Annotated in this window: 13 protein-coding genes and 1 pseudogene; 6 read left to right on the top strand and 8 right to left on the bottom strand. The window is 65.5% G+C overall.

Annotation, left to right across the window (positions count from 1 at the left end; genetic code table 11):
* Positions 1 to 986: 986 nt before the first annotated feature.
* From AS25_RS08415 to AS25_RS08400, 4 genes are all read right to left on the bottom strand, one after another.
* Positions 987 to 1,349: a hypothetical protein gene (locus AS25_RS08415; RefSeq protein ID WP_035964271.1), complete on the bottom strand. Its 363-nt coding sequence runs from the start codon at positions 1,347 to 1,349 to the stop codon at positions 987 to 989.
* A complete protein-coding gene (locus AS25_RS08410; RefSeq protein WP_035964270.1) occupies positions 1,346 to 2,143 on the bottom strand; it encodes a ParA family protein in 798 nt (265 codons plus the stop codon). The genes AS25_RS08415 and AS25_RS08410 overlap by 4 nt, the downstream gene beginning before the upstream one ends.
* A gap of 70 nt (positions 2,144 to 2,213) precedes the next feature.
* The gene (locus AS25_RS14915) at positions 2,214 to 2,444 is read right to left on the bottom strand and encodes a hypothetical protein (protein ID WP_172644429.1); all 231 of its coding nucleotides are present in this window, start codon (positions 2,442 to 2,444) and stop codon (positions 2,214 to 2,216) included.
* 346 nt (positions 2,445 to 2,790) lie between these two features.
* Complete coding sequence (locus AS25_RS08400) at positions 2,791 to 3,852, bottom strand: YeiH family protein (protein ID WP_029212122.1); 1,062 nt, start codon at positions 3,850 to 3,852, stop codon at positions 2,791 to 2,793.
* A gap of 63 nt (positions 3,853 to 3,915) precedes the next feature.
* On the opposite strand from AS25_RS08400, the gene AS25_RS08395 reads away from it, so the two are divergent.
* Together AS25_RS08395 and AS25_RS08390 are read left to right on the top strand one after the other, a co-directional pair.
* Positions 3,916 to 4,845 (top strand): LysR family transcriptional regulator, encoded by a 930-nt coding sequence (locus AS25_RS08395; RefSeq protein WP_264398876.1) that lies wholly within the window; start codon positions 3,916 to 3,918, stop codon positions 4,843 to 4,845.
* Positions 4,846 to 5,315: 470 nt separating this feature from the next.
* The gene (locus AS25_RS08390; protein ID WP_035964265.1) at positions 5,316 to 5,906 is read left to right on the top strand and encodes a recombinase family protein; all 591 of its coding nucleotides are present in this window, start codon (positions 5,316 to 5,318) and stop codon (positions 5,904 to 5,906) included.
* Positions 5,907 to 5,963: 57 nt separating this feature from the next.
* Here AS25_RS08390 and AS25_RS14625 read toward each other — a convergent pair whose 3' ends face one another.
* Positions 5,964 to 6,203: a hypothetical protein gene (locus tag AS25_RS14625; RefSeq protein ID WP_156960934.1), complete on the bottom strand. Its 240-nt coding sequence runs from the start codon at positions 6,201 to 6,203 to the stop codon at positions 5,964 to 5,966.
* A gap of 232 nt (positions 6,204 to 6,435) precedes the next feature.
* Positions 6,436 to 7,302, bottom strand: coding sequence for an MT-A70 family methyltransferase (locus AS25_RS08385; RefSeq protein ID WP_035964264.1), 867 nt, complete (start codon positions 7,300 to 7,302; stop codon positions 6,436 to 6,438).
* 111 nt (positions 7,303 to 7,413) lie between these two features.
* Here AS25_RS08385 and AS25_RS08380 point away from each other — a divergent pair, with 111 nt between their 5' ends.
* Together AS25_RS08380 and AS25_RS08375 are read left to right on the top strand one after the other, a co-directional pair.
* On the top strand, positions 7,414 to 9,231 hold the full coding sequence (locus AS25_RS08380; protein ID WP_035964263.1) for an McrB family protein: 1,818 nt from the start codon (positions 7,414 to 7,416) through the stop codon (positions 9,229 to 9,231).
* Complete coding sequence (locus AS25_RS08375; RefSeq protein WP_035964262.1) at positions 9,231 to 10,577, top strand: 5-methylcytosine restriction system specificity protein McrC; 1,347 nt, start codon at positions 9,231 to 9,233, stop codon at positions 10,575 to 10,577. Before AS25_RS08380 ends, AS25_RS08375 begins: the two co-directional genes overlap by 1 nt.
* 2 nt (positions 10,578 to 10,579) lie before the next feature.
* On the opposite strand, the pseudogene AS25_RS08370 reads toward AS25_RS08375, so the two are convergent.
* Positions 10,580 to 11,773 (bottom strand): annotated as a pseudogene (locus tag AS25_RS08370) (IS3 family transposase).
* Between the two features lie 140 nt (positions 11,774 to 11,913).
* Positions 11,914 to 12,837, bottom strand: coding sequence for a tyrosine-type recombinase/integrase (locus tag AS25_RS08360; RefSeq protein WP_156960933.1), 924 nt, complete (start codon positions 12,835 to 12,837; stop codon positions 11,914 to 11,916).
* A 217-nt stretch (positions 12,838 to 13,054) separates the two neighbouring features.
* Between AS25_RS08360 and AS25_RS08355 the strand changes: the two genes are divergently transcribed.
* Positions 13,055 to 13,465, top strand: coding sequence for a hypothetical protein (locus AS25_RS08355; RefSeq protein ID WP_035964259.1), 411 nt, complete (start codon positions 13,055 to 13,057; stop codon positions 13,463 to 13,465).
* 208 nt (positions 13,466 to 13,673) lie between these two features.
* On the top strand, positions 13,674 to 14,452 hold a 779-nt coding region (locus tag AS25_RS08350; protein ID WP_035964257.1), incomplete at its 3' end, for a helix-turn-helix domain-containing protein.

The raw sequence follows: 14,452 nt of genomic DNA, 5'->3' as shown, positions 1-14,452 counted from the left end.
GCCCAGCAACCCTTTAGGGCGGTGCCGGGGGAAGTTTGTGGCCGGAATAAGCGACGTAGGAGCGCGGCCGGAAAGTTTTCCTGGTGCCGGCCCCGGAGCCTGCGGAGGGGCTTGTGGGCTTGGTCCCGGGCCTTACACTCCGCAGGACAGCAGCAAATAAACATGGCCGAAGGCCACACAGTCGGACGCGCCAGCGGCCGGCCGATAGCCGTCCGGGAGCCTGCGAGTGGGCGGCCTCCCTGGAACACGAGCCGACCTCGCTCCCCGGCCGGTGCGAGACAAGTAATGCCAGCAATACATGTATTACTGGCATTAACAGCATTACCGGCATCGCTGGTACTTCTGGCCGGGTCATCCACGGGGCCGTACAGGGAGCCGTCCACGTGCGCAGCGGGTGGGTCGGGTCGGTGTGTGGGGCGGTGGGTGAAGTGCTGCGCTGTGGGCGGACGGACACCGGCCGAAATGTCGGGCCGTCCACAGCCAAGCGTCCTGGCCGGCCGTCCCGGGGTGGTCGACATCTGCAATACGTTTTTTGCGTGTATAGCAATAAATGCAGGTATTCATTGAAGCGCCTAGAATCGCTTGGTGTCAGATTCTGCGTATGTGGAAGTGGACTTTACGACTAGTGGCCAGCCCCACCGGATCGTCCGGTCGGGTCGTACCTGGCACGTGGGTGCCACTCGCGTGCATTGGTTCGAGCGGATCCCGTGGTGGCGGGATGAGCTGCGTATGCCCCGCGGTGGGGGAGTGCGGGTCGAGGTAGAGGTCTGGCTGGTCCAGGTTCGCCTGGGCGGACGCCGTTCCTCAGATCTGGTGTCCTGGGAGCTGGTCCACGAGCCCAATTCCGGGAGATGGCGGATTCGCCCGCCCAGCTTGGGCACAGGGACATGACCGGTACTTAAAAAGTGCGACCCTCGGGGACGAAGCCGGGGGTCGCGATTTGTTTCACCTACGAAACACTTTTTGCCCTGGGGCAAGTCTTGTATTCAGCTATGGAATGGCCGGCCTGAACGGAAAGTCCCGGTCAGGGGCTCGATGGGATCGCCATCGTTGAACTCGTCGGCCACTACGCTCAGCTTATCCTCCATGGCTGCCACGATAAAAGCTGCCAGCGAGCGGTAGCCATTTGGGTGGGACTGCGACAGCAGGACAGCAGCTCGCGCACGGTTCATCAGCTGGACGTCTGCGGAGAACGTGACTGGCTTCTTCTCGGCGGCCTTGGCCGCCGGGGGAGTGGCCTCGTGGGAGTCGGCGGCAGCTTTGGTGCCGGTGTGGATTTCCTCTGGTTTTGCCTCCAGCTTCCGCCGTACGGAAGTGGCCTCCGGGCGCTTTCTCTCCGGCTTGCTCATTTGGCTGCTCCGATCTTGTCGGTGAACGATATGGCGAGCTGGTCGAACAGCCCGGTCATCTGTCTTCCTGCAGGGGTCTTGTACTCGGCCAGTGACGCTGCTGCTGCTGCTGCTTCCTTGATGACCGAACGTTCGGGGATGATCGGGTCCAGGATTTCACCGGGACCAACGAGGTCCTGGAGACCTTCAAGCTGGTACGAGTGTTCGTTGATCTTTTTGTAGAGGTTGACGATGACTCCGGCCGAACGCAGTTCGGGGTTGGCGAGATCTTCGGCGTGCTCTTCCACGAACGAGCGGAACCGCGTCACCGCCTCGATGGAGTCGAACTCAGGTTGGGTGACCCCCACCGCGACATCGGAAGCGGCCAGGGCCATTTGCGTCAGGTGGCCCAGGGAGGGGGGAGTGTCGATGAGTACGACGTCGTAGTCATCGGTCCAGCCGGCCAACACCTTTTTCAGGCGCATTGCTGCGCCGATCTTGGCTGCTTCGTTGATGCGATTTTCCAGGTCTACCCGGGAGGGAAGCAGGTCCGCCCCGAAACCACTGGAGAGGTCCGCCGCTTTCACCAGGGCATCGACGGCGATCCCCTTGGTCGCATCGCGCAAGGCATCACCGATGGTGGGCGCGGGCGACTCATGGTCGTCGGTCCAGCCAAGTTGCCGGCTCGCGTTGCCCTGGGGGTCCAGGTCAACGACGAGGACGTTGTGGCCCGCGCGGACAAGGGCCGCCGCGAGCTGGGTCAGGACGCCGGTCTTGCCGACGCCGCCCTTGTTGTTGCCGACCGTGACTATCACGACGACTCCCTCCTGTTTGCTTGTCTTTATTGTAATGCAGGTAAAGCAACTAATGCAAGTATTACATGTATTATTTGCGGAACATGGCTCGAATTTCCGCGAGGGCAATGACCTTGGCGGGGGAGTCCCGACCGATCCGCGCCGCCCGCGCCTGCCAAGCCTCCTTGGCCTCCCGCGCGGCCTTAACGGCTGCCGCCCGGTTCTCGGCGGCGGCGTTGGCCAGCTGTTGGTCGCGGGAGCGCAGTGGCTCCCCGGATGCGGTTCGATATGCGGCAAGGCGGTACCGCAGCAGGCCGCGCAACCTGCCCGCTTCAGCATCGGCTGGAAGACCGTTGTGTGGCCAGGGGGAGCCGTCTGGTTGGAAATCCAGCGCGTGATGCAGGTCTGCAACCGTCCACCCACACATCAGGAAGTCCCTCACCACAGCTCGAATGTCCTGGAGACTCATGGGACGCAAAACGAACACGCGGCGACGAAGGGGTGGCTTGTGAAAAAGTGAATTATCCGACGCTAAGGTTTTGCCTGGCGCCGTAGCGGCCTGTATTTGCCGGGTTTGATGTGGTTGGCGCGGGGCCAGGTGTAGTCACCGGTGAGGTTGATGTGTTCCCATCCCAGGGGTGATAATGACGCCCTGGTGCTGGCCATGTTCAGCCTGCGAAGGTGACTCCGCAGTAGGCGATCGTTGCGACGAGAACGGTGGAGAGTGCGGCTAGGGCGAAGGGCTTGAGGCCCACCTTGACGAGGTTCCGAACCTTGACGCCGCAGCCGAGTCCGAACATCGCTGCAGCCAGCAGTCCTGTCTGCAGCAGCCCACCGGCCATCAGCACGGTGCCCGGCAGAGGGATGAAGGAACGCACGAACACCATCGCGATGAACCCGATGATGAACAGCGGGACGACGGGCGGCAGCTTCGAATGCGACATCTGTTGACCGGGTTCGCCTGCCGTACGGCTGAGACGGCGCTGCCGGATGCTAAGGATGGCCACGACAGGGGCGAGCAGCAGCACTCGGGCGAGTTTGACGATGACCGCGACCGTGAGCGCTCCGCCACCGATGATGCCTCCAGCGGCGACGACTTGCGCGATTTCATGGATGGAACCCCCTGCCCACATCCCGGCCGTCTCGGAGCCCAGGCCAAGCAGGTCCGTGATCAGTGGGACGAGGGGAATCATCAGCGTTCCGAAGATCACCACGAGGGCGACCGCGGTGATGGTGTCTTCCTCGGCCTCGTCGTCCGGATCGGTGACCCCTGCCGCGCCCGCCACGGCTGCCGCGCCGCAGATGGAGAATCCGCAGGCGATTAGCAGCGAGAGCCCGGATGGAACCCGTAGCAGCTTCCCCAGGAGAACGGTGCCGAACAGTCCGCCGGCGACAATGCACACGATGACGACCAGCATCGGGGCTCCGAGTTCGAGGATGTCTGTCAGTACCAGTTGGAGTCCGAGGAAGACGATGCCGGCGCGCAGGAGCTTTTTCGCGGAGAAGTCTATGCCGTCGGAGGCTGCCGCTGGCAGCCGGACGACGTTGGCCAGGAGTACGCCAAGCACGATCGCGATAATGAGCGGGCTGACTCCCGGCAGCAGCAGGCTGACCCCGTACGATGCTCCGGCCGCGGCGAGGCAGAGGACAAGCCCGGGCAGCAGCGCGCGGACTCGGGCAAGCAGCGTGTGTTCCGGTCGGGCGGTCGCAACGTCCTGGGCATGGGTCATGCATCCATCATTTCCTCGGACCGCTCGTGCGAGTAGAGGCAGATACCGTCCGCCATACAAGTTATGCTTGTGCTTGGGAGGCGGAAGATGCGCAACGGGCCGGACTTGGAGGCACTGCGAGCCTTGGCGCTCGTCGTGAAGGAAAGCAGCATGTCGGCGGCAAGCACGCAGTTGGGCGTGAGTCAGCAGGCGGTGTCTCTGCGCATCCGGAAACTGGAAAAAGATTTGCGCGTGCGACTCCTGGTGCGTTCTGCACGGGGTTCGCGATTGACTCCGGCGGGCGAGCTGATTGTCGGCTGGGGAACAACGCTGCTGACGGCGGCCGATGAGTTCTCGGATGCTGTCGATTCGCTCCGCACGGATCGCGGGAAGATGATGCGCATCGCCGCGAGCCTCACGATCGCAGAACACCTCCTACCGGAATGGATCGCCCGGTGGCGCATCTCTCACGGCGATGACGGCCCGGTCGTTCAGCTCACAGCCGCCAACAGCAGCACGGTCGTCGAGGCCATACGCGAGGGAACCGCAGACCTCGGGCTCATCGAGACCCCTGTCGTTCCCGCCGGCCTCCGGTCAGTCACTGTTGCTTACGACACCATCGAAGTCGTTGTGCAGCACGGTCACCGGTGGGCGAAGACCCGCCAGGTGTCCGTTCGTGAACTGGCGGCCACTGGGTTGGTGCTCCGCGAGACCGGCAGCGGCACCCGACGAGCGCTCGAGAACGCCCTCGCCGTGGCGGGCTTTCCACTCGCAGCCGAGCCCGCAGCCGTGCTGACGACCACGCTCGGCGTTCGCAGCGCGATTATGGCCGGCATCGCCCCCGGCGCGCTGAGCTCCCTCGCAGTGTCCGAGGACACCCGTGCCGGCCGACTCGTCCGAGTTCGGATCAACAATCTCCAGATCACCCGCCCGCTCACCGCCATCTGGGCGGGGACGGCTCCGCCGCCTCATGTACGGGACTTCCTGGATGTCATCGCCCGAACTGACCGGTAACGATCGTTTGCGAGACACTCCCACTGACGTTCGAGGCTGCTGTCATTTTCAGAAGCCGACTGCACTCACAACCCCGGATTCCGGGGGCAGTGCAGTGGGCTTCTGAACTCTGGTTGCGCAGTAGTCGTGTGCACTAGGGTCACGTTTGCTCAATAGTCCTGTTCTCTAGAAGGAGACGGGCGTGGACGGCCACTCGGCGTCCAGGATCATTCCCCATGGTCGAATCCTGCAATTGACCTGGGAGTGTTCGCTGCCCCACCCCGTTGCAGGGCCCCCTTGCCGAGCGTGTCAGGGCTATTCCTGAGGGTTAGTGCAGTCCACTTCTGAATTCAGTGCAGTCGGGTTCTGAAACTGACACCGGCGCCGGGAATCCGGGACGGGAGCTGTCTCGTAGCGTTGTCTTTCAACCGCTCGCCCCGGCCGGGGTGCTGATGGTCGGTTGCGAGACAAGCAAGAGACGGAGGCGGGACATGGGGAAGCTGATTGGGTACGCGCGGGTGTCTACAAGGAGCCAAGGCGCGGATCGGCAGGTAACAGACCTGCTAAAAGCCGGAGTGCGTCGGGATGATCTCTACCTCGATCACGGGGTTTCAGGTGCCCGGGCATCGCGCCCGGGCTTTGAGCAGGCTGTGGGTGCTCTGCAGGAGGGGGACACCTTGGTGGTGACGACTTTGGATCGGTTGGGGAGGTCTACCCAGAACATGCTCGAGCTCGCGGAGTCCCTGCGTGAGAAGAGCGTGGGGTTGCGGGTTCTCAACCTGGGTGGGGGCCAGGTGGATACATCGACGCCAATGGGGTCGATGGTGTTCACGGTGTTGGCTGCGTTGGCTCAGATGGAGTTGGAGATCAAGCGGGAGCGGGTCACTGACTCGGTGACTAAGCGTCGTGCTGCTGGTGGGGATCTTGGGGGCCGGCGTGAGAAGTTCACGAACTCCCAGATCCGCAGCGCGCAACGGCTGATCGACGCCGGCCAGCCCGTGTCCCAGGTGGCCCGGGATATGGGTATGTCGAGAGCCACTTTATATAGACGGAGCCGCGAACTATCTATAAAAGATGTATAGAACCCTTTCCAGGGAAATCGGATGTGCATTACATGTCGAAGGTTAAAGAATAGGAATCTAGCAACGAGGTAGCCCTGCTGTCTTCGTAGTGCCAGCGCCCCACCATGCCCCGTGTGCGCCCGGCTGTGTTTTCTCCTTTGTCGAGCACGCGCACACGGGTGCCAGGTTGCCCTTGCCCACGAGCTCGTAGGCACCCACCGGGCGGTCGGCGCCCAGCCAGGACGCGACGGGCACGGCGTCGCTGTCGCGCTCCCCGGGGGTGACGTTGCGGTAGTCGCGGTCGACCATGACGGTCATCAGCACGTGGCGGCGGCCGGTCTCGGTAGTGAAGACCTTGGGGGGCGGCAGCCAGACAGCCGGGGGCGGCGCCGTGGTTGGTGGATGCATCCATGATGATCTTCTGATGGTTTTGAGCCCGGTCGCGGTGCCGTGGAGCTCGTCAGGCTTCATCCCGGGACGACGGGTCGTCCCCAAACGCAAGACCCCTGCCACCGTGAAGGTGACGGGGGTCTTGCGGAGCAGCTAGGAGCTACACGAGGGTGTCATTCGTCGCGATCACGGGGGCGGCGGGGCGACCTCGGTCGCGCATGGGAGTCTCGGCCTTGGCCAGCAGTCCTCGCACCCTCGTGATGGAGTAGCCGGTGGTCTCGACCAGCTGACGGACGCTGGCGCCGGTCTCGTACTGTCGCCGCAGGTCGGCCGCGATGACCTCGGAGAGGTCCTTGTCGAGCCGGTCGTGGGGTTCGAGGAAGGGCGCCTCGATCGGTCCGCCGGCGTAGCCCTTGTGGACCTGACCCCGGGGGGTGACGTCGGTGCCCGACTCGTCGCCCCAGGCCGCCCAACCAGGCATGGCCTGCCGGGCGAACATTTCCAGGTAGGGACCGGGCGAGCAGTCCTCGATGAGCTTGTACTGCTCGTCGGGTTTGCGCGAGTGCTCACGCTTGCGGGTCTCGATCATATTGACCTGGCTGCGCGCCGGCGCGAGGGTGCGCATGGAGCCGCGCACGCCGAACAGGATCAGCTCGGTGACGTTGCGGAAGTAGAAGCCGACCCCGCGACCGTCGGGCCCGCCATCCTTGCGGCGCTTGGCCCAGACGATGTTGGAGACGTAGCGGAAGCCCCACTCCTCCATGACCCGCATCCCGTCGGGCAGCAGCGCGTTGGGCACCCACAGGTACAGGTGGGCGTTCTTGGCCGCCACGTCCTGGACGGGGAGGTTGCAGATGTCGTCGAGGCCCATGGTCGAGTACCGGTCGAGTCGGCGGTGCTCGGGCGCGACCTTGCCGGTCCGGTTCTGAAACCGCCATGGCGGGTCGGCAAGGATGGTCTGGAAGCCACCGTCTACGGTGGGGAGCGGCGCAACAGCGTCATTAGGCCGCAGCTCGGGGGCGTTCATCTCGGGTCTCCTCGGATAGATCTACTTTTAATAAGTAGATCTTTACATAAGCTCGGGCCCGAGGCAAATGCTGAGATCGTAGTCGTAACGACGATCCGACAGAATGGTCTCATGAGTCCGTTTCGCAGCCTGGGCCAGGTGTCGCCCACAAAGTACATCGACCCCGCGGCTGTCGTGCGCGCGCTCGCGACCGTCGTCCCCGGCACCACGACGGCGCTCGGGGTAAGCACGGCGCTGCATGCCGAGGCCTCGCCCACCGAGCCCCTGTGGAACGACCTCGTCTCCTACGACCCCCCGCTCGCCGCAGGCCGTATACAGGCTGATGACGATCGCGTCGCCGTGGACAGCGAGCTCCTGCGAGCATGCCGCACGGGTCGTGACGACGCGCTCCTGCTCGTGTGGGTTGCGCTGAACCTCGCCGACCCACGGTTGGACGAGATCACGCGCGAGGTGCTCACCGACGGCGCGGGACACCTTCGGCCGGAAATGATCAACGGGTCGGTACTGGTGCAGGTTCTCGACGACCGGCACGCGTCCAACGGGTCGAGCTGGCACGACGCCAAGGCGACCTCAAACATCCTGAGCCTGTTGGAGCGCTGCGGCCTTCTCGTGCCGGAGAAGCACGGGAAAGCAATCATCGGCGTCGAGAGCCAGCTGCCGACGGTGCACGCGGTTCAGAGCGCGGTGCGGCTCATCGCCGAGCGGATGGCAGAGCGCGGCTTCGAAGCAGCCGAGGGCAGGGAGCTGGACCTGACGCTCGCGATGGGGGCCAACGCTTGGCTAAATCTATCGCCGTCGGAGTTCCGGGACGCCTTCGAGAACCGCACGGCGACGTCGACCGTCGCTCCGGCCCAGACGCGGCGCGAGGCAGTGCCCGAGGAGCTGGAAGAGCTGGCGTCGCAGCTGCGCCGGCGAGGTCAGGTCGTGCTGCAGGGCGCGCCCGGCGCGGGCAAGACCTACGTCGCACGGCGATACGTGGAATGGTCGACTGGTGGCCGCGTCAAGGAGAGCCGATTGCGGACGATCGTCGATGCCCTGCCAGAGAACCAGCGGAGCGTGACGGCCATCGCGGACGAGGCCATGAAGCGCGGCCTGGCATCGGTGTGGGACATTGTGCAGTTCCACCCGGGCTACGACTACACCGACTTCGTCCGCGCCCTGGTGGCGCAGCCCCACACCAACGGCGTCACGTTCGTGGCCCAGCACCGGATTCTGAGCTTGATCAGCGCGGTAGGCCACGAGCTGGCGCGCCGGGACTACGACGTCGAGCTGGTGCTCGTCCTCGATGAGATCAACCGTGGCGACATCCCCAACATCTTCGGCGAGCTGCTGTATGCGCTGGAGTACCGCGACCAACCCGTCGTCACGCCCTACGTGATCGATGGCGAGGCCTCGCTCACGGTCCCGTGGAACCTCAAGGTCCTGGGCACGATGAACACGGCCGACCGGAGCATCGCGGTGATCGACTACGCGCTGCGCCGACGGTTCGTCTTCCTCGACGTCCCCACCTCGGAGGCACCGATCATCGGGTTCGAGGGTTACGACGACAACGCGGCCAGAAAGGCGGCGCTGCACCTGTACAGGCAGACCCGCGAAGCGTTGGCCGACGCCCCTGCCGGTCTCCAGGTCGGGCCCTCGTACTTCCTCGCCGAGCCCGACGGCGCGGCTACGAGCACGCAGGTGTTGGCAGGACGGTTCGTCTATGAGGTCCTGCCACTGCTGAACGAGTACGCCATGGAGGGCGAGGCCGATGTTGGCCGGGTGGCCGCCCTCAGCCAGAGGCTCCGCATGCGCGACGGGACGTCCCAGCGCGAGCAGGCTAGTGATCTCGCGTCCTATCTCGCAGACCCGGCTCTGTGGTCGTCCGGGGGCACCTCGGCTGAGGCGGACGAGAACGACGCTCCCACGACTGCGCCGCAGGAGGAGTGATGTGGACCGTCGACGTCGCAGAGCGGGGCAGCGTATCCGTGGGCGACGACGTCGTGGAATCCGTTTCGGAGGAGTTCTGGGCTGCTGCGGGGTGCGTCGTGCGCAGGGCCCCCGGAGATGCCAGCTGGACCGTGCAGGCCGGCGACCTGGTCGGGGTGTCGAGGGTGGCAACGACCGGAGGGGACGTCACGCTGCGGGTGCGGCCGAAGCTGGACACGGCCGACGTCTTCTTCCTGGCCGACTACGCGTACGAGCAGCGGCACGATCCGCTGCGGGTGCTCCCCTTCGACGCGGTCGAGCTGGAGGCGCTCCGGCGCGACCCTTCGGCCTGCCTGCTAGCCTGGCACGCGCGCTCGATCCGTCGGTTCGCGTCGCGGTGGCTGCGGCGTGACTACCGCCGCGCCGACCGGGTGCTCGACGGGACGGTGAAGGGCCGGCCCCTGATCGGCCGGTACGTAGGCCAGCATCTCGCTGTCGGCGACGCGGCGCGCATCCCGTGCCGGGTCCAGGAGCGCACGCAGGACACCGCCAACAACCGCCTGCTGAAGGCCGGGTTGCGCTACGTGCTGTCTGCCAGCCACGCGTTGCCGGTGCCGGCTGCGCGCCGGTCCGTGATGCGCGAGGCCAAGGCCGCGCTGCCGCTGTTCGCCCAGGTGAGCGACATCGAGGTGTCACCCAGCGACCTGCGTGCTGTGTCGAGTAGGGGCCCGCTGCGGCACTACGCCAGCGTGCTCGCGGCGACATCCGCCTTGCTGCAAGGCCAGCTCATGGGGACGGAGCTCGGCGCGGCGACCAGCACGACCTCGTTCATGTGGCACATGCCCACGCTCTTCCAGGAAGGCCTGCGGGGGTTGATCGACTCGGCAGACGGACTCTCCCTGGCTCCGTCGTCGATGGGCAGGGCCGTAGTGCGCGACGCCACCGGGAAGCGTCTGCGGACGTCGAAGGTTGATCCCGATCTCGTGCTGCGGGTCGACGGCGGTTCCACGCTCCTGCTGGACACCAAGTACAAGGATGCTCTGCCAAGCGACCACGGGGCCGACGACGAGCTCACGCTGGTGGCCGACCGTCGTCGCATTAAGGTGGCACGGTCGGACATCTACCAGATCGTGGCCTACACCCATCACGAGCAATGGCCCGGTTCGACGGGCGGGCTCCTGTATCCGACGGTGCTTGCCGAGGGGGACTCGTTGCCGGCGCCACTGAGAGTCGACGGGTTCGGCGAGCCGGTGTGGCTGCTGTTCGTGGACATCGGCCCCCGGGCCGCCCCGAACCTTCGGAGCTTCGAGAACATGCTGCGCCAGTTCGCGACGGAGGGGACTGCTGCACGGTTAGGTGACAGGTAAAGTCACGCCGCCAGTGCGACGGTCGTGTTCATGGTGGTCTCGAACTCGATGGGCGTCAAACGCCCGAGTCGGACCTGTCGGCGCCGGCGGTGGTAGGTGCGCTCGATCCAGGTCAGGATCGCGATACGCAGCTGGTCCCGTGTCCTCCAGGAACGGCGGTCGAGGACGTTCTTCTGCAGGAGTGCGAAGAAAGATTCCATGGCCGCGTTGTCGCCGCTCGAGCCGACTCTGCCCATGGATCCGACCATGCGGTGACGGGTCAGTGCGCGCAGGAACTTCCGGCTTCGAAATTGAGATCCTCGGTCCGAATGGACCACGCAACCGGCGACGTCGCCGCGCATCTGCACGGCGTTCTCGAGGGCCTGGACAGCCAGACGAGATTTCATCCGGGAGTCGATCGAGTACCCGACGATCCGGCCACTGAATACGTCCTTGATCGCGCAGCAGTACAGCTTGCCTTCCGCGGTCTTGTGCTCCGTGATGTCCACGAGCCAGAGCTCGTTCGGAGCATCGGCCACGAACACGTGCCGCGTCCTGCCGTGCTCGTCGACCACGGCGCAGAGGTCGTCGTGCACAGGCGGACCGGGCTTGCGGCCGTTGCGGCCCCGCTTCTTCCCCAACGCGCTCCACCAGCCGTTGCTCGCGGCGATCCGCCACGCGGTCCGGTCCGACATCGCCTCGCCGGCGTCGCGGGCTTCGTCGGGGAGGAGCCGGTGTCCGAACTCGGGATCGTCACGGTGGGCGTCGAACAATGCGTTCGCGCGATACGCCTCCACCACCTCACTCGGCGTGATGGGGGGTCGCCAGCCACCGGTAGTAGGGCTGGCGGGAGAGCTTGAGCACCCGACACGTCACCGTCACAGGGATCCCTGCGGCGGCGAGCTCCGTTACGAGCGGGTAGAACCTTTTCCCGGCAGGTTCGCCTGCGACAGATACGCCGCCGCGCGGCGGAGCACCTCGTTCTCCTGCTCCAGCAGCCGGTTGCGCTTCTTCAGCTCCCGGATCTCGGCAGCCTCGGTCCGAGACTGGCCGGGCTTGGCGCCTTCGTCGATGTCGGCACGGCGCAGCCACTTCCGGAGTGTCATCGGGTGGACACCGAAGTCTTTCGCGATCTGCTCGATGGTCACGCCGGCCTCGCGGCCTCGGGCGACGCGCACGACGTCGTCACGGAACTCGGACGGGTAGGGCTTGGGCACAGCAACATCCTTCCAGGCCCACCCCCTCAGGCAAGCCAGATCAGATGTCACCTATTCGTGCAGCAGTCCCAAATGCAGGGGCACCCACACCCACCCGCAGCAAATATCAGACCTGCAGCACCATTCTCATTCCACTGACTTCACTCGAAGAGTTGTCCGACGGTGTGAGCGCTGGAGTTGGCTAGGCGTCGGCGGGAGTGGTCGTAGCGGCGTGTGGTGCGCGGGTCCGCATGGCCCAGGGAGTCTTGGAGGTGGTGCAGGGGCACCCCGAGCTCCAGGGCGAGGGTCGCGTGGGTGTGGCGCAGCACGTGCGAGGACATCGGCTTGGTAATCCCCGCGCGGGTGGCCAGGCGGGTGAGTGTGATGTGGGCATTGGTCCTGGCCCAGGGCGCCCCGGTGCGAGTGGTGAAGATCAACCGGTCCGCCTCGCGCCCGGTGGCCAGATCGGCGCCCATGATCCCAACGAGCCCGTAGAGCGCGGTGGCGGTGTGTTCGGGCAGTGCAACGACGGCTTTTTTGCCGCCTTTGCGGCGGATGATCAACCGGTCCCGGAACAACCCTGCCTCCGTGGCAGTCAGCGCCTCAGAGATTCGCATCCCGGTCGAGAGCAGCAGGTCCACCAGGGCGTGGGACCTGAGGGAGTCGGCAGCCGCGGCGTCGAGCAGACGCATGGCTTCGCGTCTCGTCAGCGCTGCGGTGGTGGTGTGGTCCTGATCCACCGCCGGCCGTGCCACGTACTGGGCCGGGTTCTTGGTCACCGCATTAACGGTGATCGCGTAGGTGTAGAACGCGGAGACCGCGGCCAGCCGGCGGGCCACGGTGGTGTCCGCGTCCCCAGCTGCCGTGCGCGCCCGGGCGAAGACATCGAGGTGCGCGCGAGTGGCGGCCAACAGGTCGAGGCCGCCGGCGTCGAGGAACTCACAGAACAGTCGCGCGTCCCGGGTGTAGGAGGCTCGGGTGTTCGGCGAAGGGTAGGACGCCACCCACGCACCGAGCAGCCCCGCATGGACCGCAGCGTTCGTGGTACCAGGGTCATGGGCGGTGAGATGGGCGGTGTCGGACATGGTGGCCACCCTACCGGCCTATTCATGACATAACGGATATTATGTCATGTTTCAGCGCCACTTGGATGAGTAGATCACAACGGTGCTCAGCACCCTAAAAAAATCAAATATTCCAACTGTTTGAAGCGCCCAGGGAGATTCGTTATATTCGAACCCGATAACTCGGTGTAGAGTGCACAGCCAATGCTGAGTGGGGCGGTTGTCTAAGGAGGATGCTGTGGGATTCGAAGTGTTCGACCAGCGCAGAACGCCCATGAAGGGTGCACCCAGTGTGACCATCCAAAAAAGTGGCCTCATCTCGATCAACTCCGCAGCACACGCCCTGATCGACGCGCCTGAGGTGATCGAGATCCTCTTCGACCCCGATCGCCAGGTCATAGCCTTTCGCGCAGCCGAGATTTCCCCCCGCAGCTATCGGCTTCGCGTTTCCTCCAGCTCGCGGCAAGCCCAGGTGGCCGCGGTGAGCTTCCTGGGCCACTACCGGATCGGACACTCCACCAGCCGACGCTACGAGCCCTTCGTGGAAGAGGGCATGCTGTGCATCGATCTGCAAGGCCCCTCCACGCAAGTACACGGCAACCGCACCAAAACGGTGCGCCCCGCCGTCGAAGAGGACCGTGAACACTGACTCGGCGGCGCCGCTGCACGCCTGGGTTGATGAATCCATGCGCAGCACCGGGATTGACGTGCCCATGTACCTCTTAGGCGCGTCTGTGGCCACTAGCTGTTGTGGGTCATGAGGTTCTTGTCGCGGGTGCGTCGATGAGATGAGGAACGGGCTCCTCGCCACAGGATGGAAGTTCCTACACCGTCCGTCCGTACGAGAGAGCCCGTTCATGACCCACCGTAATGCACCCCTGACCCCGACCGGCCGGCTGCGCATGGTGGCCCGTCACCTCGAGGACGGGATCCCCAAGGCCCACGTCGCCGCCGAATTCCACGTCAGCCGTCCGACGGTGTCCACCTGGGTGGCCCGCTACCTCGAAGACGGCGAGGATGGCCTGGCCGACCGGCCCTGCACCCCTGTCGGGAGTCCGTTCCGCACGGCCCCGGAGGTGGTGGAGCGCATCGACGCCCTGCGCCGGGGCCGGAAGTGGTCGGCCCGGCGCATCTGGCACCACCTGAGCGCCGGCGGCTACGACAACGACCCCCAGGACGAGAAGGGCCCCGGGCCCTTCCACGCCCCCGTGACCATCGCGCTGCGCACCGTGGGCCGGTGGCTGGCCCGGCTGGGGATCTCCCGGTTGCGCGACCTCACCCCGGACGGAGAGGACTCCCGCCGGGTCCCGCGGCGGATCACCGCGCACTGGCCCGGGCACATGGTCCACCTGGATGTGAAGAAGGTCGGCAGGATTCCCTACGGCGGCGGGTGGCGTGCCCACGGCCGCGGCACGACCAAGGCCCTGGCAGCCAAACGCGGTCCCGGGGCCAGGATCGGCTACACCTACCTGCACACCGCCATCGACGGGTTCTCGCGCCTGGCCTACACCGAGGCCCTCGACGACGAGAAGGCCACCACCACGATCGGGTTCTTCGCCCGGGCGAGGGCGTTCTTCGCCGCTCACGGGATCGAGCGGGTCCACCGGGTGGTCACCGACAACGGCGCCAACTACCG

This window comes from Kocuria marina, assembly GCF_000786655.1.
Lineage (GTDB): Bacteria > Actinomycetota > Actinomycetes > Actinomycetales > Micrococcaceae > Kocuria > Kocuria marina_A.
Note: the sequence above shows the minus strand (reverse complement) of the source record. Positions and strands in the feature narration are given on the sequence as shown.